At 63.2% G+C, this 18,465-nt stretch carries 18 protein-coding genes and 2 tRNA genes; 2 read left to right on the top strand and 18 right to left on the bottom strand.

Translation table 11 applies throughout. The features are described from left to right. Positions 1-31: 31 nt before the first annotated feature. Entirely contained in the window at positions 32-1,480 is a 1,449-nt protein-coding gene (locus tag ACYQ2U_RS03415; protein ID WP_459949239.1) for a succinate-semialdehyde dehydrogenase, read from the bottom strand. 53 nt (positions 1,481-1,533) lie between these two features. Between ACYQ2U_RS03415 and ACYQ2U_RS03410 the strand changes: the two genes are divergently transcribed. Beyond that, positions 1,534-1,701: a hypothetical protein gene (locus ACYQ2U_RS03410; RefSeq protein WP_459948922.1), complete on the top strand. Its 168-nt coding sequence runs from the start codon at positions 1,534-1,536 to the stop codon at positions 1,699-1,701. Here the strand turns inward: ACYQ2U_RS03410 and ACYQ2U_RS03405 are convergent. Both ACYQ2U_RS03405 and ACYQ2U_RS03400 read right to left on the bottom strand, forming a co-directional pair. Further along, a tRNA-Val gene (locus tag ACYQ2U_RS03405) sits at positions 1,696-1,772 on the bottom strand. The genes ACYQ2U_RS03410 and ACYQ2U_RS03405 overlap by 6 nt on opposite strands. Positions 1,773-1,843: 71 nt before the next feature. Continuing rightward, a complete protein-coding gene (locus ACYQ2U_RS03400) occupies positions 1,844-3,775 on the bottom strand; it encodes a propionate--CoA ligase (protein WP_459948921.1) in 1,932 nt (643 codons plus the stop codon). Positions 3,776-4,024: 249 nt separating this feature from the next. On the opposite strand from ACYQ2U_RS03400, the gene ACYQ2U_RS03395 reads away from it, so the two are divergent. Continuing rightward, the gene (locus ACYQ2U_RS03395; RefSeq protein ID WP_459948920.1) at positions 4,025-5,296 is read left to right on the top strand and encodes a bifunctional O-acetylhomoserine aminocarboxypropyltransferase/cysteine synthase; all 1,272 of its coding nucleotides are present in this window, start codon (positions 4,025-4,027) and stop codon (positions 5,294-5,296) included. Positions 5,297-5,383: 87 nt separating this feature from the next. Here the strand turns inward: ACYQ2U_RS03395 and ACYQ2U_RS03390 are convergent, their stop codons facing one another. The 15 genes from ACYQ2U_RS03390 to pheT form a co-directional block, all read right to left on the bottom strand. After that, the gene (locus ACYQ2U_RS03390) at positions 5,384-6,700 is read right to left on the bottom strand and encodes an adenylosuccinate synthase (protein WP_459948919.1); all 1,317 of its coding nucleotides are present in this window, start codon (positions 6,698-6,700) and stop codon (positions 5,384-5,386) included. 10 nt (positions 6,701-6,710) lie between these two features. Continuing rightward, positions 6,711-7,862: an ATP phosphoribosyltransferase regulatory subunit gene (locus ACYQ2U_RS03385; RefSeq protein WP_459948918.1), complete on the bottom strand. Its 1,152-nt coding sequence runs from the start codon at positions 7,860-7,862 to the stop codon at positions 6,711-6,713. After that, entirely contained in the window at positions 7,862-8,044 is a 183-nt protein-coding gene (locus tag ACYQ2U_RS03380; RefSeq protein WP_459948917.1) for a DUF2065 domain-containing protein, read from the bottom strand. Before ACYQ2U_RS03380 ends, ACYQ2U_RS03385 begins: the two co-directional genes overlap by 1 nt. Before the next feature lie 8 nt (positions 8,045-8,052). Continuing rightward, the gene (gene hflC / locus ACYQ2U_RS03375) at positions 8,053-8,928 is read right to left on the bottom strand and encodes a protease modulator HflC (protein WP_459948916.1); all 876 of its coding nucleotides are present in this window, start codon (positions 8,926-8,928) and stop codon (positions 8,053-8,055) included. Then, positions 8,928-10,226, bottom strand: a complete 1,299-nt coding sequence (gene hflK / locus ACYQ2U_RS03370) for an FtsH protease activity modulator HflK (RefSeq protein WP_459948915.1) — start codon at positions 10,224-10,226, stop codon at positions 8,928-8,930. The genes hflC and hflK overlap by 1 nt, the downstream gene beginning before the upstream one ends. 14 nt (positions 10,227-10,240) lie before the next feature. Further along, positions 10,241-11,470 carry a GTPase HflX gene (gene hflX / locus ACYQ2U_RS03365; RefSeq protein WP_459948914.1) on the bottom strand — a complete coding sequence of 410 codons (1,230 nt, stop codon included), beginning with the start codon at positions 11,468-11,470 and terminating at the stop codon, positions 10,241-10,243. Between the two features lie 36 nt (positions 11,471-11,506). Next, positions 11,507-11,743, bottom strand: coding sequence for an RNA chaperone Hfq (gene hfq / locus ACYQ2U_RS03360; protein WP_459948913.1), 237 nt, complete (start codon positions 11,741-11,743; stop codon positions 11,507-11,509). A gap of 121 nt (positions 11,744-11,864) precedes the next feature. Then, complete coding sequence (rpoS, locus tag ACYQ2U_RS03355; protein ID WP_459948912.1) at positions 11,865-12,827, bottom strand: RNA polymerase sigma factor RpoS; 963 nt, start codon at positions 12,825-12,827, stop codon at positions 11,865-11,867. Between the two features lie 6 nt (positions 12,828-12,833). Beyond that, positions 12,834-13,745 (bottom strand): peptidoglycan DD-metalloendopeptidase family protein, encoded by a 912-nt coding sequence (locus tag ACYQ2U_RS03350; RefSeq protein WP_459948911.1) that lies wholly within the window; start codon positions 13,743-13,745, stop codon positions 12,834-12,836. Further along, complete coding sequence (locus ACYQ2U_RS03345) at positions 13,742-14,404, bottom strand: protein-L-isoaspartate(D-aspartate) O-methyltransferase (RefSeq protein WP_459948910.1); 663 nt, start codon at positions 14,402-14,404, stop codon at positions 13,742-13,744. Before ACYQ2U_RS03345 ends, ACYQ2U_RS03350 begins: the two co-directional genes overlap by 4 nt. Further along, positions 14,401-15,159 carry a 5'/3'-nucleotidase SurE gene (gene surE, locus ACYQ2U_RS03340; RefSeq protein ID WP_459948909.1) on the bottom strand — a complete coding sequence of 253 codons (759 nt, stop codon included), beginning with the start codon at positions 15,157-15,159 and terminating at the stop codon, positions 14,401-14,403. Before surE ends, ACYQ2U_RS03345 begins: the two co-directional genes overlap by 4 nt. 61 nt (positions 15,160-15,220) lie before the next feature. Further along, a tRNA-Pro gene (locus ACYQ2U_RS03335) sits at positions 15,221-15,297 on the bottom strand. Between the two features lie 42 nt (positions 15,298-15,339). Continuing rightward, complete coding sequence (locus ACYQ2U_RS03330; RefSeq protein ID WP_459948908.1) at positions 15,340-15,723, bottom strand: MerR family transcriptional regulator; 384 nt, start codon at positions 15,721-15,723, stop codon at positions 15,340-15,342. Continuing rightward, positions 15,707-16,009, bottom strand: a complete 303-nt coding sequence (locus ACYQ2U_RS03325) for an integration host factor subunit alpha (protein WP_459948907.1) — start codon at positions 16,007-16,009, stop codon at positions 15,707-15,709. Before ACYQ2U_RS03325 ends, ACYQ2U_RS03330 begins: the two co-directional genes overlap by 17 nt. 53 nt (positions 16,010-16,062) lie before the next feature. Next, a complete protein-coding gene (gene pheT / locus ACYQ2U_RS03320; protein ID WP_459948906.1) occupies positions 16,063-18,444 on the bottom strand; it encodes a phenylalanine--tRNA ligase subunit beta in 2,382 nt (793 codons plus the stop codon). Positions 18,445-18,465 lie beyond the last annotated feature (21 nt).

Raw genomic sequence — 18,465 nt, 5'->3', positions numbered from 1 at the left:
AAACGCCTTTTTCTTGTCTCGGCGATAGGGATCAATAGCCGATGCTGAGGTATTTCAGCTCCGTGTATTCCTCAATACCATGGCGGGAGCCCTCCCGGCCGAGGCCGGAATGTTTGACGCCACCGAAGGGCGCCACCTCCGTCGAGATGAGGCCGGTATTGATGCCCACCATGCCGTACTCCAGGGCTTCGCTCACGCGCCAGACGCGGCCGATATCGCGACTATAGAAATAGGCGGCCAGCCCATATTCGGTGGCGTTGGCCAGGGCGATGGCCTCGGCTTCGGTTTCGAAGCGGAACAAGGGCGCCACGGGACCAAAGATTTCCTCCCGCGCCACGCGCATGCCAGCAGTCACGCCGGTCAACACCGTGGGTTCGTACCAGGTACGCCCCAGGGCGTGACGATGCCCACCGCACAGGGCCCGTGCACCGCCAGCGATGGCGTCCGCCATCAGGGCCTCGACCTTGGACAGGGCAGCCTCATCGATCAAGGGCCCCTGGCTGATGCCGGCCTCCAGGCCATTGCCCACTTTCAGCGCCGCCACTGCCGCCGCCAGTTTGGTCGCGAAAGCGTCGTACACCCCGGACTGGACCAAGAAGCGGTTGGTACACACACACGTCTGTCCGGCATTGCGGTATTTGGAGGCCACGGCTCCGGCCACGGCGGCGTCCACATCGGCGTCGTCAAAGACGATGAAGGGCGCGTTGCCGCCCAATTCCAAGGACAGTTTTTTCAAGGTCGGCGCGCACTGGGCCATCAACAAACGCCCCACTTCCGTTGAGCCCGTGAAACTGAGCTTGCGCACCAGCGGATTGGCCGTGAGTTCGCCGCCGATGGCAACGGCGTTGCCGGTGACCACGTTGAACACCCCGGGAGGAATACCGGCACGCTCAGCCAGGACGGCAAGCGCCAGGGCGGACAAGGGCGTCTGCTCGGCCGGCTTGAGCACCATGGTGCAGCCCGCGGCCAGCGCCGGGCCGGCCTTGCGGGTGATCATGGCGCAGGGGAAATTCCAGGGCGTGATGGCGGCACAGACGCCAACCGGCTCACGCTGAACGATCAACTTGCGATCAGCAAAGGGAGAAGGAATGGTCTCGCCATAAATGCGTTTGGCCTCTTCGGCAAACCATTCGAAATAGGCCGCGCCATAGAGCACCTCGCCCTTGGCCTCCGCCAGGGGCTTGCCCTGCTCCAGGGTCATGATCAGGGCCAGATCGTCCTGGTGCTCCAGCATCAACTCGTACCAACGACGCAGCACCCGGGCACGTTCCAGGGCCTTGAGCTTACGCCAGGAGGGCAAGGCAACAGCGGCGGCATCAATGGCTGCCCGCGCCTCGGCGGCGCCCAAATCGGGCACCATGGCGATGACCTCGCCGGTGGCAGGATTGGTGACGGGAAAGCTGCGACCAGCCGGTGCGGCAATCCATTGCCCATTCACATAACAGGCTTGGCGCAGCAGGGACTGATCCTTGAGTGGCATGATTGACACGGTGGCCTCCGACGAATACCCGTCCATGATCCCGAGACACACCCATGCCCGGAGACGGCAGCGGCGTGGACTTTAGCCATCCCGGCCATCGCGGTAAACCGGAAACCATTCCGGCAACACCCCTGGTGGGACACCTAGGCGAGCGGCAAAAGAAAAAGCCGCCCGAGGGCGGCTTGATCGACTTTCTTTTTACCAACCGAAAAGGTTGGTAGGCGCGATTGGACTCGAACCAACGACCCCCACCATGTCAAGGTGGTGCTCTAACCAGCTGAGCTACGCGCCTGCAAAAGAGCGGCGCATTCTACCGTAAATGCGCCGCGCGTCAAGGTTTGGAACAAGGAAAACCAGGACCCGTTACGCTGTCAGGGCATTCTTGATCTGTTCCAGCGTGGTGGGATCGTCAATGGTGGTCAGATCACCGGGGTCGCGACCTTCCGCCAGGGCCTGGATGGAACGACGCAGCATCTTGCCGGAACGGGTCTTGGGCAGCCCGCTCACAAAGTGCACATGCTTGGGCCGGGCGATGGCGCCGAGGATGCCGTCGACGGTCTTCTTCACCTCGGCCTCCAGGGCGGCACGCAGTTCCGGCGTGGCGACCTTGGCGGGGTCCTTCACCACGGCAAAGGCCACGGGCTCCTGGCCCTTGAGCTTGTCTTCCACGCCCACCACGGCGACTTCGGCGATGGCGCTGTGGGCTTGCACGGCCTCCTCGATCTCGCGGGTGCCAAGGCGATGACCAGCCACGTTGATCACGTCGTCGGTACGACCGAGGATGAAGAAATAACCCTCGTCGTCCTTGATGGCCCAGTCGTAGGAGGAATACACCAGCGGGTCCTTGAACAGGCTGAAGTAGGTGCTGACGAAACGCTCGTCCTGGCCCCAGACGGTGGTCAGGTTGCCCGGCGGCAGGGGCGGGATCACGGCGGCGATGCCCTTTTCGTTGGGGCCACACTCGGTACCGTCATCGCGGAAGATCTTGAGGTTGTAGCCGTAAACGGGGAAGGACGGCGAACCGTATTTGATCTTGGTCTTTTCCACGCCGGGAGCAGAAGCGATCATGGGCCAGCCGGTTTCGGTCTGCCAGTAGTTGTCGATGACGGGAATGCCCAGCTCGGTCTGGATCCACTCATGGGTGGGCTGATCCAGGGGCTCACCGGCCATGAACAAATGCTTCAGGCTGGAGATGTCGTACTTGTGCATGAAGGCGGGGTCTTGCTTCTTCAACACTCGGGCTGCCGTGGGGGCGGAGAACATCACATTCACCTTGTACTTCTCGACGATCTGCCACCAGATACCGGGATCGGGCCGCAGGGGCGTGCCTTCGTACATGACGGTCGCCATGCCGGCGATCAGGGGACCATAGATGATGTAGCTGTGACCCACCACCCAGCCGATGTCGGAGGTGGAGAAGAAGGTCTCGCCCACGCCACCGCAGTAGATGTGCTTCATGGTGGACGCCAGGGCCACCGCATACCCACCGGTATCCCGCTGCACGCCCTTGGGCTTGCCGGTGGTGCCAGAGGTGTAGAGGATGTAGGAAGGCTCGGAGGATTCCAGCCATTCGCAGGGCACATCGGCATCCAGGTGTTGTTCCCGCAGGGTGGCATAGTCCACGTCGCGACCGGCCACCTTGTTGAATTCCTTGTCCAGACCACGATCCACCATCAACACCTTGCCGGGCTTGTGTTCGGCCAGGTTGATGGCCTCGTCCAGCAAATGCTTGTAGGGAACAGCCTTGCCATTGCGCATACCGGCGTCGGAAGACACGATCAGCACGGGCTTGGCATCGTCGATACGGGTGGCCAGGGAACCGGAAGCGAAGCCGCCGAACACCACGGAATGGATGGCACCGATACGGGCACAGGCCAGGATGGCGAACAGGGCCGGCGCGATCATGGGCATGTAGATCAGCACCCGGTCGCCCTTCTTCACGCCCAGGCTCTTATAGATGGCGGCCATGCGCATCACTTCGGTCTTCAGCTCGGCGAAGGTGTAGACCTTCTCTTCGTCGGTTTCAGTGGAAACGAAGATCAGGGCGCGGTCGTTGGGACGCTTGGCCGCATGGCGGTCCACGGCGTTGTGGCACAGATTGGTCTTGCCGCCGACAAACCATTTGGAGAAGGGGGGGCGGGAGTAATCGCAAACCTGGGTGAAAGGGGTCTGCCAATCCACCAGTTGGGCCTGTTCGGTCCAGAAGGCGTCGGGCTGTTCAATGGAACGACGGTAAAAATCCTGGTAAGTCACCATGGTCTCCTCGCACTTGGGTGCGCTATTGGTTATGGACAAACAGCTTCCCCTTCAAGGGTGAAACTTTCTGTAATTATCAATTATGGCGCTGAACAGCTTAGAAATTACTTACATTTAAAAGGTTTTTTTGCGGTCTTGTCATTTTGCGACGCAAAAGGCAGCGGGAAGGCATGGGGAGGAACGCTGGACAGCGCCATGTGAAGCCCAGCGATAAGCTCATTCCCATTAAATGGAAGACGCTCCGGCCGCCGTCGATATACTGCCGCCTCGTTTTGAGGAGAAACCACAATGAAACTGGAAACCATCGCCGTCCATGGCGGCTATGCCCCGGATCCCACCACCAAGGCCGTGGCCGTGCCCATCTACCAGACCACGTCCTACGCCTTCGACAGCACCCAGCACGGTGCCGACCTGTTCGACCTCAAGGTGGCCGGTAACATCTACACCCGGATCATGAACCCGACCAGCGACGTGCTGGAAAAGCGCGTCGCCGAACTGGAAGGTGGCATCGCCGGTTTGGCCCTGGCATCCGGCCAGGCCGCCATCACCTACGCGATCCAGACCATTGCCGAGGCCGGCGACAACATCATCTCCGCCGCCACCCTCTACGGCGGCACCTACAACCTGTTCGCCCACACCTTCCCCCAATTCGGCCTCCAGGTCCGTTTCGCCGACCACCGCGATCCGGCTTCCTTTGAAAAGCTGATCGACGGCAAGACCAAGGCCATTTACGCCGAAACCATCGGCAACCCTCTGGGCAACATCACCGACATCGCCGCCCTAGCCGACATCGCCCACCGCCACGGCATTCCCCTGATCGTGGACAACACGGTGCCCTCCCCCTACCTGTGCCGCCCCTTCGAACACGGCGCCGACATCGTGGTGCACTCCCTGACCAAATACCTCGGCGGCCACGGCAACAGCATCGGCGGCATCATCGTCGATAGCGGCAAGTTCCCCTGGGCCGAGCACAAGGAACGCTTCAAGCGCCTCAACGAGCCCGACGTGTCCTACCACGGCGTGGTCTATACCGAAGCCCTGGGCCCTGCCGCCTTCATCGGCCGTGCCCGGGTGGTGCCCCTGCGCAACACCGGTGCCGCCATCAGCCCCTTCAATTCGTTCCTGATCCTGCAAGGCATCGAGACCCTCGCCCTGCGCATGGACCGCATCACCGAGAACACGCGCAAGATCGCCGAGTTCCTGCAAGGTCACAAGAAGGTGAAATGGGTGAATTACGCCGGCCTGCCCAGCCATCCCGACCACGCCCTGGCCAAGAAGTATCTGGGCGGCAAGCCCTCGGGCATCCTCACCTTCGGCGTCGAGGGCGGCTCCGCCGCCGGCGGCCGCTTGCAGGATGCGTTGCAACTGTTCACCCGCCTGGTGAACATCGGTGACGCCAAGTCCCTGGCCTGCCACCCGGCGTCCACCACCCACCGCCAGTTATCGCCGGAAGAACTGGCCAAGGCCGGCGTCACGGAAGACACGGTGCGTCTGTCCATCGGCATCGAGCACATCGACGACCTGATCGCCGACCTGGACCAAGCGCTGGCCGCTGCTTGAGCGTCACGGGGATCATGCCGCCGCGCGCGGCATGGCCAACAAAAAGCCGACCCTCGGGTCGGCTTTTTGTTGGCTCGCGGCTGCCCCTTATTTGAAGGGATGACGCAGGACGATAGTTTCCTCCCGGTCGGGACCAGTGGAAATCATGTCCACCGGCACACCGCACACCGCCTCGATGCGCTTGATGTAGGCCTGGGCGGCCTGGGGCAAGGCATCCAGGGCCTTGAGGCCGACGGTGCTGGTCTTCCAACCCGGCAGAGTTTCGTAGATGGGCTCACAACAGGCCAGATCGTCGGCACCCACGGGCAGGATGTCGGACAAAGCGCCGTTGATGCGGTAACCGGTACAAATCTTGAGTTCCTCCACGCCATCCAGCACGTCCAGCTTGGTCAGGCACAAGCCGGAAACGCCGTTGATCTGGATCGAACGCTTCAGGGCGGCGGCATCGAACCAGCCGCAGCGACGGGCGCGGCCGGTGACGCTGCCGAACTCGTGGCCCTTGTCCGCCAGGTGCTTGCCCACCGGGTCCTGTTTTTCTTCGGCATCGTAGAGCTCGGTGGGGAAAGGACCGCTACCGACCCGGGTGGCGTAGGCCTTGGTGATGCCCAACACGTAATGCAGCATACCGGGGCCGACACCGGCGCCAGCAGCGGCGGCGCCAGCCACGCAGTTGCTGGAGGTGACGAAGGGATAAGTGCCGTGGTCGATGTCGAGCAGGGTACCCTGGGCGCCTTCGAACAGCAGGTTGGCGCCCGCTTTATGGGCGTCGTAAAGGGCGCGCGGCACGTCGGCGATCATGGCCGTCAGGCGCGGCGCCAGGGCCAGGGTGTCGTCCAGGGTCTTCTGGAAGTCCACCGGCGCAGCGCCGTGGTACTTGGTCAGGACGAAGTTGTGGTACTCCAGCAATTCGGCCAGCTTTTCGGCGAAACGCTTGGGCTTGGTCAGGTCCTGCAAACGAATGGCGCGACGGGCCACCTTGTCCTCGTAGGCGGGGCCGATGCCACGGCCGGTGGTGCCGATCTTGTTGCTGCCACGGGCGGCTTCGCGGGCATGGTCGATGGCCTGGTGGTAGGGCAGGATCAGGGGACAGGCTTCGGAAATCTTGAGGCGGGCCTCGGCATCCACGCCGGCAGCCTTGAGTTCATCCAATTCCTTCAGCAGGGCGTCGGGGGACAGCACGACGCCATTGCCCACGTAGCAGATCACACCTTCGCGCAGGATGCCCGATGGCACCAGGCGCAGGATGGTCTTCTTGCCGCCGATGACCAGAGTGTGGCCGGCGTTGTGGCCGCCCTGGAAGCGCACCACGCCCTGGGCGTGGTCGGTCAGCCAGTCGACGATCTTGCCTTTGCCTTCGTCCCCCCATTGGGTACCGATGACCACGACGTTACGGGCATTTGCCATAGCTATTCCTTCAGTTTTCTTCAAGTTCTTCAATGATCCATTGGCCGTTGCACTGGGCCAGGCGACGATCGCATCCGGCTTCGCGCCAATGGCCTTCGTGGCCGGGCAGCGCTATGACCACGGTTTCGCCGCTGGCGCGCAGCTTGGCGATTTCCGTGCTCAACTGTCCATCCTCGTTCCAGGGTGCCAGGATGGCGCCCTTGGCCTTGTTCCGGGGAGCCAGCCGCGCCAGTTCGCGCAGGTCGATGGAAAACCCCGTCGCCGGCCGGCCACGACCCCAGGCCTGACCCACCTTGTCGTAACGTCCGCCCAAGGCCATGGCGGCGGCACTGCCGTCGCAATAGGCGGCGAAGACGATGCCGCTGTGATAGTGGTAGCCGCGCAGGTCCGCCAGGTCGAAACTCAGGGGCAAGCCGGCCAGGGCATCGGCCAGACGCTCCAGTTCGTCCAATTGGGGCGCCACCGTGGCGGGCAGGCATTGGCGGGCCTTGGCCAGCACTTCACGACCGCCGTACAGCGACGGCAAGGCCAACAGCGCGGAACGGGCCGGTTCCGGTGCCGCCGCCAGGCGGGCTTGCAGGGACGGCATGTCCTTGGCCTGCAACAGGGCGAACAACTCCTCCTCCACCTCGGCATCCAGGCCGGCGGCGGCGGTCAAGCTACGGAACAGGCCGACGTGGCCGACGTCGATGCGTACTTTTTTCAGTCCGCTCAGGGCCAGGGCATCCGCCAGCAAGCGAACGATTTCGATGTCCGCCTCGACGCCAGCGTGGCCGTAGAGCTCGGCGCCGATCTGCATCGGTTCGCGGCTGCCGTTGAAGCCGGCCGGCAGGGTATGCAGCACGCTGCCGCAGTAGCAGAGCCGGGTCACGCCCTTGCGCCCAAGCAGATGGGCGTCGATACGCGCCACCTGGGGCGTGATGTCGGCGCGAACGCCCATGGTGCGCCCCGACAACTGGTCCACCAGCTTGAAGGTGCGCAAGTCCAGGTCGCGGCCGCTGCCGGTGAGCAGTGACTCGACGTATTCGAGCAGGGGTGGCACGACGAATTCATAGCCGTGGGCAGCGAAGGCATCCAGCAGGCGGCGGCGCAAGGCCTCCTGCTGCCGGGCCTCGGGCGGCAGTATGTCTTCGATGGCCTCGGGCAATATCCAGCGCATCATCAGGAAATCCAGAGCAATAACAAACCGAGCACCATGGAGGTCAGCCCCATGAAACGGAGTTGGCCGTCCTTGAACTCGGTCACGCGGCGAAAGGTTTCGCGCCACACCTTGGGGGCCAGAAAGGGCAGCATGCCCTCAATGACCAACATCAGGCCCAAGGCCAGAAAAAAAGTGGTGACCATCGAGCGCCTTACTTGCCCTTGCCGGAGTTCTTCAGGTACTTGAAGAAGTCGGAATTGGGCTCGACGACGATGACGTCACTCTTGGTCTTGAAGCTGGCACGGTAGGCTTCCATGCTGCGCAGGAAGGCGTAGAACTCGGGGTTCTTGCCCATGGCCTGGCCGTAGATGGCGGCGGCCTTGGCATCCCCCGCGCCCTTGATCTTCTGGGCTTCGCGGTAGGCCTCGGCGACGATCACTTCCCGCTGCCGGTCGGCGTCGGCCTTGATCTTCTCGGCTTCGGCGGCGCCAGTGGAGCGCAGTTCGTTGGCGACCCGCTTACGCTCGGTCTCCATGCGGCGATAGACGGACTCGGACACTTCCTGGGGGAAGTCCACCCGCTTCAGTCGCACGTCCACGATCTGGACGCCCATGGTGCGGGCATCGGCGTCGGCTTTCTTCAGCACCTCGGACATGATTTTCTCACGCTCACCGGAAACCACGTCATGGACGGTGCGCTTGCCGAATTCCTCGCGCAGGCCGGAATTCACGGTCTGGGCAAGACGGGTGCGGGCCAGTTGCTCGTCGCCGCTGACGGACACGTAGTACTGCTTCACGTCATGAATGCGCCACTTGACGAAGGAATCCACCAGCACGGGTTTTTTCTCGGCGGTGAGGAAACGCTCCGGCTCCGGGGAGTCCATGGTCAGGATGCGCTTGTCGAAAAAGCGCACGTTCTGGATCAGGGGCCACTTGAAGGCCAAGCCCGGCTCGGAGATCACCGCGCGCACTTCACCCAATTGGAAAATGATGGCGAACTGGCGCTGATCAACGGTAAAAACGGTGGCAGCAAACACCACCAGCATGGCGAACAGGCCCGACAGGGCAAGGGAAAGGGGGCGATTCATCAGCGGTCTCCCCGATCGCGGGAACGTAGGTTATCCCGGGAACGATAGTCGCCACTGCGCTCCACCGAGGGGACTTTTTCCAGCTGGGGCGGTGTCTCGTTGGACATCGGGGTCGCCGCGCTGCTACGGCTCGGGGCAGCCGCATCCGGAGCCGCCGCGGCCGCCTGGGCACCGGCGGCTTGCATCAGCTTGTCCAGGGGCAGGTAAAGCAGATTGCCCTGGCCCTTGGCATCCACCATCACCTTGCTGGTATTGGCGTAAATCTGTTGCAGTGTTTCCAGGTAGAGCCGGCTGCGAGTCACCTCGGGGGCCTTGCTGTACTCGGTGAGCAACTGGCTGAAGCGGGAAGCATCCCCTTCCGCCGTGGCGATCAAGCGGCTCTTGTAGCCCTCGGCCTCCTCCATCAGTCGGGAGGCGGTGCCCTTGGCCTTGGGAATCACGTCGTTGGCGTAGGCCTGGCCCTCGTTCTTCTGCCGCTCGCGGTCCTGGCCGGCCTTGACCGCGTCGTCAAAAGCGGCCTGCACCTGCTCCGGCGGCTGGGTGCTCTGCATGGTCACGGAGCGCACTTGGACGCCGGTGTCGTAGCGATCCAGGATGTCCTGCATCAGCTTGTTGGTGTTGGCGGCGATCACGTCCCGCCCTTCGTAGAGCACGTAGTCCATCTTGCTCTTGCCCACCACCTCGCGAATGGCGGTTTCGGCGGCCTGGATCACCGCATCGTCGGGATTGCGGTTCTCGAACACATACTTGACCGGATCCTTGAGCAGGTACTGGACGGCGAACTGGACGCTGACGATGTTCTCGTCATCGGTCAGCATCAGGGCTTCCTTGAGCACCTTGTTCTTTTCCGAGCCGCGATAGCCCACTTCCACCGTGCGCACGCCGGAGAGGTTGACCACTTCATGGCTTTGGATCGGCCAGGGCATGCGCCAACGCAGGCCCGGCTCGGTGGTTTCCTTGTAGCGGCCGAACTGGAGGACGATGCCGCGCTGGCTGGCGTCCACGATGTAAAAACCGCTGGCCAACCAGATCACCAGTACCACGCCGACCAACAGCCCGATCCCACCACCGAACTGGCGGGGAGACAAGCTCGGCGGCACCGAAAAACCGCCGCCATTGCCACCGCTGCCGCCATTCTTTTTACCAAAGGCACCGGATAGGCGACGATTGAAGTCGCGCCAAAGCTCTTCGAGATCAGGGGGGCCCTGATTGCCGCCCTTGCCGTTGCCGGGCGGCGGATTACCCGGGCCGTCGCCCGAGTTGGGTTTATTGCCCCACCCGTGGTCATTCAGGGACATGAGTATTCCGGCGATCATTGGTTTTCCGGCTGGTAGGGTTGGGATGAGGTGTCGATCTCGACGGGAGGCTGCCGATGGGCCAGGGCGACTTCGGCCAGGGCGCCGCGCAGCAGGTCGAGACCAGCGCCAGTTCTAGCACTGATACGAATACGTTCTATTTTACCATGGCCCTCCACGGGCCCAGCCTCTGCTGAATGGCCCGGCGCTTGGCCCTCGAGCGGCCCAACATCATCTTCCCGGGACCGATCGATACCGGCTGTGACACCGGTGGCATCGATCTTGTTCCACACCATGATCTGCGGCACGCCGCCGGCGCCGATTTCTTCCAACACCGCCGTCACGGCGCGAATCTGCTGGTCGCGGTCGGCACTGGCCGAGTCCACAACGTGCAACAGCAGGTCGGCCTGGGCCGTTTCCTCCAGGGTGGCATGGAAAGCCGCCACCAGATCATGGGGCAGATCGCGGATGAAGCCCACGGTGTCGGACAGCACGACCTGCCCCGCCCCTTCGATGTACAAGCGGCGGGAGGTGGTATCCAGGGTGGCGAACAGCTGATCGGCGGCATAGCTGCCGGCCTTGGTCAGGGCGTTAAACAGGGTGGACTTGCCGGCGTTGGTGTATCCCACCAGGGAGACGGACAGCACGTCGCTGCGGCTGCGGGAACGGCGGCGTACCGCCCGTTGCCGTTCGTGTAGCTTGAGTTTTTCCTTGAGCATGGCCACCCGTTTGCCCAGCAGGCGGCGGTCGGTTTCCAACTGGGTTTCACCTGGACCACGCAAGCCGATACCGCCCTTTTGCCGCTCCAGGTGGGACCAACCCCGCACCAGGCGGGTGGCCAAGTGCTGTAGCTGCGCCAATTCCACTTGCAACTTGCCTTCGTGGCTGCGGGCGCGCAAGGCGAAAATGTCCAGGATCAGGCTGGTGCGGTCAACCACCCGCCGTTCCAGCTTTTTTTCCAGATTGCGCTGCTGGGCGGGGGAAAGTTCGTGGTTGAACAGGACGATGTCGGCATCGTGCAGACGCACGGCCTCGGCCACCTCATCCACCTTGCCCTTGCCGGCGTAATAGGCGGCATCGGGACTGCTGCGCTTGCCCCCGACCACGACCAGGGGCTCGGCGCCGGCGCTGGTCACCAGCAGCTTGAATTCGTCCAGACGCTCGGCATAGTCGCCGTCGCCAAAATCCAATTGCACAAGAATGGCTCCGGATATGCCACCGGAGCCACTGGCGGGACGGTCAAACAAACGCCGAACCCGACCCGCGGCGGAAAGAAGCCATCGTTACTCGGGGGCGCCTTCCTGGTTGAAGTTCACCGGACGGGCGGGCACCACGGTGGAAATAGCGTGCTTGTACACCATCTGGGTGACAGTATTCTTCAGCAGGACCACATACTGGTCGAAGGACTCCACTTGGCCCTGAAGCTTGATGCCGTTGACCAGGTAAATGGACACCGGAATGTGCTCGCGACGAAGCGTGTTCAGGAACGGGTCTTGTAGCATTTGCCCTTTATTGCTCATGGGGTTCCCCAAGTGTTGTTATAAGAAAGGGGCGACTTTAATGGATTTTTCCCGCCCTGACCACCGCCGCGCGCCGCGCGGGGTGTGATTATTTACCGCGCAGCCAGAGATCTAGGGCGAATTAGAGCAAGGCATCCCGCTGCACCCCCTCCTTCGCCAACTGGCGCCGCAGGGCCTTGAGGCCTTCCATCTGGATCTGGCGGACCCGCTCCCGGGTAACGCCCAGATCGGCGGCAATCACCTCCAGGGTTTCCACATCGTGGCCGTTCAAGCCGTAGCGACGCTCCAGCACCTGGCGCTGACGGGACGACAAATCGTTTACCCAGTTGTGCATGTGCTGCTCGATCTCCCGTCGGGCCAGGCACGCCTCCGGCTCGGCGGCGCTGTCGTCGGCAATGGCGTCGCCAATGGAAAGGTCGGGATCCACGTCCAGGGGCGCATCCAGGGAGGCGGTGCGCTCCGACAGGGCGAGGATGTGCTGGATTTCGTCCACGGGCCTGTCCAGCAGCCGGGCCACCTGTTCCATGCTGTGGTGGTGCCCGGCATCCTCGCCATGATCCACCAGCCGTAGCGTGCGTAGCACCAGGTTGAGTTCCTTCACCACATGGACCGGCAGGCGGATGGTGCGGGACTGGTTCATGATCGCCCGCTCGATATTCTGCCGAATCCACCAGGTGGCGTAGGTGGAAAAGCGGAAGCCCCGTTCGGGATCGAACTTTTCCAGGGCGTGGATCAGGCCCAGGTTGCCTTCCTCGATCAGATCGTCCAGCGGCACGCCCCGGTTCTGGTAATGGCGGGCGATGCTGACCACCAGGCGCAGATTGGACTCGATCATGCGCTGCCGGGCGGCGAAGTCCCCGGCCAGGGATGCCCGGGACAGGCTCTTTTCCTCCGCCGCCGTGAGCAACGGACTGGTCCCGATTTCATTCAGATAAAGCTGGGTGATGTCGTCGAGAAACTCCAGCTCCGGCTCCGGCAGAGGAGCGCTCGCCGCGGCAAACACCGCCTCCGCGTCCTCCGGCGGCAAGACCTCCTCGACCTGTTCTTCGGAGTGTTCGTCGAAGGGGTCGGGGGCCGTGGTCATGGCAGGTCAGCGCTTGGGCAGATAGGCCAGCGGATCCACCGGCTTGCCTTGTTTGCGAATCTCGAAATGCAATTTCGGCTGGTCGGCGTCGCTGTTGCCCACCTCGGCGATCTTCATCCCCTTGGTCACGCTTTGCCCCTCCTTGACCAGAATCTTGCTGTTGTGGGCATAGGCCGACAGATAGGTGGCGTCGTGCTTGATGATGACCAGGTTGCCGTAGCCACGCAGGCCGCTACCGGCATAAACCACCTTGCCGGCAGACGCCGCCTGGACCGGGTCGCCGCTCTTGCCGGCCAGATCGATCCCCTTGTTGCTGGCTTCGTTGAACGGCGCCAGCACTTTGCCATTGCTGGGCCAGGCCCAATCGCCTTCGGTAAGCGTCGGCAGCGGCTTATCCTGCGCCTCCGGCGCGGCTGCCGGCGCTTCGGCCACGGGTTTCTGTTCCACCGGCTTCGATTCCACTGGCTTGGTCTCGCCTTGCCGCAACCGCGCCAGGGTTTCGTCGCTGTAGGGTTGGCTCCCGCCCTTGGGTTCCTGTTTGACGCCATTGCCGAGCACGGCCACCGGCGCACGGCTGTCGATCCCGGGGGGCGGCGTCACCGGCTTGGCCACCGCAACACCCTCCGGCGGCACGACCCGGAGCTGCTGGCCGACGTTGATCTTGTTGGGATCTTCGAGATTGTTCCAGGCCGCCACGTCGCGATAATCCTGGCCGTTGTCCAGGGAAATCCGAATCAGGGTGTCGCCCTTCTTGACCAGGTAATACCCGGGGGCAACCTCGGCGGGCGTCATGGGGCGGTCGGGCACCGCGACGCTCTGGCCGCGATCCACCACGGGCACCGGCGCCTGATTGGCGCAACCGGAGATCAATCCGGTCAGGGCAGCGCTAACTCCGATAATCGTCTGGCGAAAATTCATTCCACTCCCGGCAGCAAGGGGACAAAACGCACCGCATCGTAACGGTTTTCGACAAAGCCGTCAGGTCCGCGTTCGATCAAGGCCAGAACCTGATCGCCCCCGTTGCTGTTGCCCAAGGGCAGGATCAGCCGGCCGCCAACGGCCAACTGGTCCAGCAACTTGGCCGGTACCTGGGCCGCCGCGGCAGCCAGGATGATGGTATCAAATGGGGCGGCCTCGGGCAGCCCCCAGTTGCCGTCGGCATGCTTGAGGCGAACCCCGCTCATGCGCAACTGTCGCAAGTTTTCCCGCGCCCGGGCCAGCAGAGGGCCGATCCGTTCCACGGCATAGACGTCCTTGGTCAAGGTTCCCAGCACTGCCGCTTGATAACCGCAGCCCGCACCCACCTCAAGGGTCTTGCCCAGGCCATCGCGACCGGCCAGCAGCAGCTCGCTCATGCGCGCCACCACATAGGGCTGGGAAATGGTCTGCCCCAGGATCAGGGGCAGCGCGGTGTCCTCGTAGGCACGATGGGCCAGGGCCGGCTCGACGAAGATGTGGCGCGGCACGCTGCCCAGGGCCGCCAACACTCGCTCGTCGCGGATGCCCTGTTCCCGCAGGCGTTCCACCATGCGGATACGGGTGCGCTGGGAGGTCATGCCGATGCCTTGCAAGCTCATGCCAGCCACTCCCGCACGGTCCCCAGCTGTCCGCTGTGGGTCAAATCAATCTGCAAGGGAGTGATGGACACATAGCCGTTCGCCACGGCGTGGAAATCCGTCCCCTCCCCCGCATCGGCGGCGGCACCAGCGGGGCCGACCCAATAGACGGTCTCGCCGCGGGGATTACGCTGTTTCACCACCGGCTCGGCCTTGTGCCGACGCCCCAGGCGGGTGATGCGCAGCCCCTGGATTTGCCCATAGGGCAAATCGGGCACATTGACGTTGAGCAGCACCGGACCGGGAAAAGGCTGGCGCTGGAAGCGTTGCACCAGATCGCAGGCAATCCGGGCGGCCGTGTCGTAGTGGCTGACCGCTGTGCCGTGCTTGCCGGCCAGGGAAATGGCAATGGCCGGCACGCCGAGCAGGTAACCCTCGGTCGCCGCGGCCACCGTGCCCGAATACAGCGTGTCGTCGCCCATATTGGCGCCGTTGTTGATGCCCGACAGCACCATGTCCGGCTGGTGGTCCAACATCCCCGTCACGGCCAGGTGGACGCAATCCGTCGGTGTGCCATTGACGAAGAAATAGCCGCCCGGCGCGGTGCGCAGACTCAAGGGACGATCAAGGGTGAGGGAATTGCTGGCGCCGCTGCGGTCTTGTTCAGGCGCGACAACCGTGGCCTGGGCAATCCCGGGAAGGGAAGAAATCGCTTGGGTGAGGACCGCGATACCGGGAGCCAGATAACCGTCGTCGTTGCTCAGGAGGATGCGCATGACGGCGAGTGGAAAGTCCGGTTGAAGGTCCTAAAAGATTCCTGGAGGGGAAGAAGAAAAATGGTCGGGGCGGCGGGATTCGAACTCGCGACCCCTTGCACCCCATGCAAGTGCGCTACCAGGCTGCGCTACGCCCCGACTGAGAAAAAAATTATAGCAGAACTTTTCGTTTCTGCCGCATCAAGGCTTCAGAATTTCGATGATCGCCGCCAATTCGTCGCGCACGGAAATCGCCGATGCGCCCGATGCTGGCTTGGCACCCTCCTTACCGGCCTTGCTTTCGTGGCGCTGGACCGATCCCTCTTCGAGCCGGTTGCGGGCACCACTGATGGTGAAGCCCTCCTCGTACAAGAGTTGGCGGATACGACGCACCAACAGCACCTCGTGATGCTGGTAATAACGCCGGTTGCCCCGTCGCTTGACCGGCTTGAGCTGGTTGAACTCCTGCTCCCAGTAGCGCAGTACGTGGGGCTTCACCAGGCACAAGTCGCTGACTTCACCGATGGTGAAGTAGCGCTTGGCCGGGATCGGCGGCAATTCGATTTTTTCAGTGGGCGTTGCCATTCTGAACGGCTTCGACATTCGCCTTGAGCTTCTGGCTGGCGTGGAAGGTGACGACGCGACGGGCGGTGATCGGGATTTCTTCCCCGGTCTTGGGGTTGCGCCCAGGCCGTTGCGGCTTGTCGCGCAACTGGAAGTTGCCGAAACCGGAAAGCTTGACGCTATCGCCGGCTTCCAGGGCGATGCGGACTTCCTCGAAAAACCCTTCCACCATGTCCTTGGCTTCGCGCTTGTTGAGGCCGACCTTGTCGAACAGCATGTCGGCCAATTCCGCCTTGGTCAGCGTCATATTGCTCCCTGATTTTCCTGGTTTGGTATTGTTTTCCACTGCCTGAATTCCTCTTATTGCCGCAACTCGGCTGCAAAGGAAGCCTGTGCCTCGGCCACCAGGGCGGCGATGGCGGACTCCACTTCTGCATCCTCAAGGGTTTTTTGAGTATCTTGCATAACTACCCGGAAGGCAAGGCTTTTTCTTCCTTCCGCGATACCCTTGCCCTGGTAAAGGTCGAACAACTCGATCTCCCTGACGATGGCCGGTGCGGCCTTTTTCAAGGCCAGACAAAGATCCTGCCAGGGGGTTTCGTGGGCCACGATCAAGGCCAAGTCCCGAACCACGGCAGGGAAGCGGGATACCTCCCGATAGACGGGGAAAGGCATCGCCAGCAAGTCCGCCAGGGTCAACTCAAACACCACCGGAGCGGTGCCGAGGTCGTATTTTTGCACCCAGCGCGGGTGCAGTTCCCCCACCAAGCCCACCGCTTGCCCCGCCACCAAGACCGTGGCGGCGCGGCCGGGATGCAGGGCCGGATGGTCGAGTTTTTCAAAGCTGAGGGCACGGCCCGCCAGCAGGGTTTCCACATCGGCCTTCACGTCGTAGAAATCCACCTTGCGGCTTTCGCCGCCCCACTGCTCGGGCAACACCGGTCCGGCCACCAGGCCGGCCAGACGCTGGGGTTGGTGGTAGCCAGCCACCGGCTGGGCGGCGGCATCGGCCAAGAAGGCACGGCCGATCTCGAAGATCTTGACCCGCTCCTGCTGGCGTTTGCGATTGACGGTCAGCACGTTGACCAGGCCACCGATGAGGCTGGTACGCATCACCCCCATCTGGCTGGCGATGGGATTGGCCAGGCGGATGGGCTGGGTATTGCCGCTGAAGTCGGCCTCCCAGGCGGCTTCGACGAAGCTGAAATTGATGGTTTCCTGATAACCCAGGCCTGCCATCTTACGGCGCAAGGCCATGGGCCCCACCCGATCCTCGGCCAGGGGCATCATCTGCATCAAGGCCTTGGGTGGGCGGGCCAGGATGTTGTCGTAACCGTACAGGCGCCCCACTTCCTCGATCAGATCCTCCTCGATCTCGATATCGAAGCGATGGGAAGGCGGTGTCACCAGGAAATCCTCACCCTCGGCCTGGCAAGCGAGCCCCAGGCCGCCCAGCAATTGGCCGATTTGCGTGGCGGACAGCGGAATGCCCAGCACCTTGCACACCCGCTGACTGCGCAGCTTGACGGGCTTGCGCTCGGGCAACTTGGTCGCATCGAGGGCCTCCACCACGGGACCGGCCTGACCACCGCAGATGTCGAGCACCAGACGAGTAGCGCGCTCCAGCGCCTTGCCTTGCAGGGCGAAATCCACGCCCCGCTCGAAGCGGTAGGAAGAGTCCGAGGAGAAACCCAGGGCCCGGGCCTTGCCGGCGATGGCATCGGGGGCGAAGAAGGCCGACTCAAGGAAAATATCGCGACTGCCGGTGGTGACGCCGGAGTCCTCGCCGCCCATGATACCGGCCAAGGCCAGGGCCTTCGCGTCATCGGCGATCAGGGTCACGTCGGCAGCCGGCGTGACGGTCTGGCCGTTGAGCAGCAGTACTTGCTCGCCGGCCTTGGGCTGGCGCACGTGGATGCCGCCGACCAGCTTGTCGTTGTCGAAGGCATGCATGGGCTGCCCCAACTCGAGCATGACGTAGTTGGTCACGTCCACCACGGCGGAAATCGAGCGAATGCCGCAGCGCTCCAGGCGCTGCTTCATCCAGTCCGGCGTCGGCGCGGCGGCGTTCACGCCCTTGACCACCCGGCCGCAGTAGCGCGGACATGCCACACCGGCCTCCAGGGCCACAGTCCGGGTATCCGTGATGGCGGGAGCCACCGGAGCCACCTCCGGCAGCGTCAGCGGCGCACCGGTGAGGGCCGCCACCTCGCGGGCGATGCCGGACAGCGACAAGCAATCCGCCCGATTCGGCGTGAGCTTGATAGTGATCAGCGTGTCGTCCAGATCCAGGTACTGGCGGATGCTCTGGCCCACGGGCGCATCTTCCGGCAACACCAGCAACCCGCTGGCCTCGTCGGCAATGCCCAGCTCCTTGGCGGAACAGAGCATGCCGAAGCTCTCGATGCCGCGCACCTTGGCCTTCTTGATCTGAAAGTCGCCGGGAAGTTGGGCGCCCACCAAGGCACAGGGCACCTTGAGACCGGCCGCCACATTGGGCGCGCCGCAGACGATCTGCAAAGTGCCGTGCTCGCCGGCATCGACTTGGCACAAGCTGAGGCGGTCGGCATCGGGATGCTTCTCCCGGGAAATGACTTGGGCCACCACCACCTTGTCGAAGGCGGGCGCTACCGGGGTCATTTCTTCCACCTCCAACCCAGCCATGGTCAGGGCGTGGGCCAGTTCCTCCGTGCCGAGGGAGGGATTCACAAGGCTGCGCAGCCAGGATACGGAAAATTGCATGGACGATTTCTCGCGGAAAAT

The organism is Denitratisoma sp. agr-D3, from assembly GCF_054658675.1.
The sequence above is the reverse complement of the archived record's forward strand: the minus strand, read 5'-3'. Positions and strand labels throughout refer to the sequence as shown.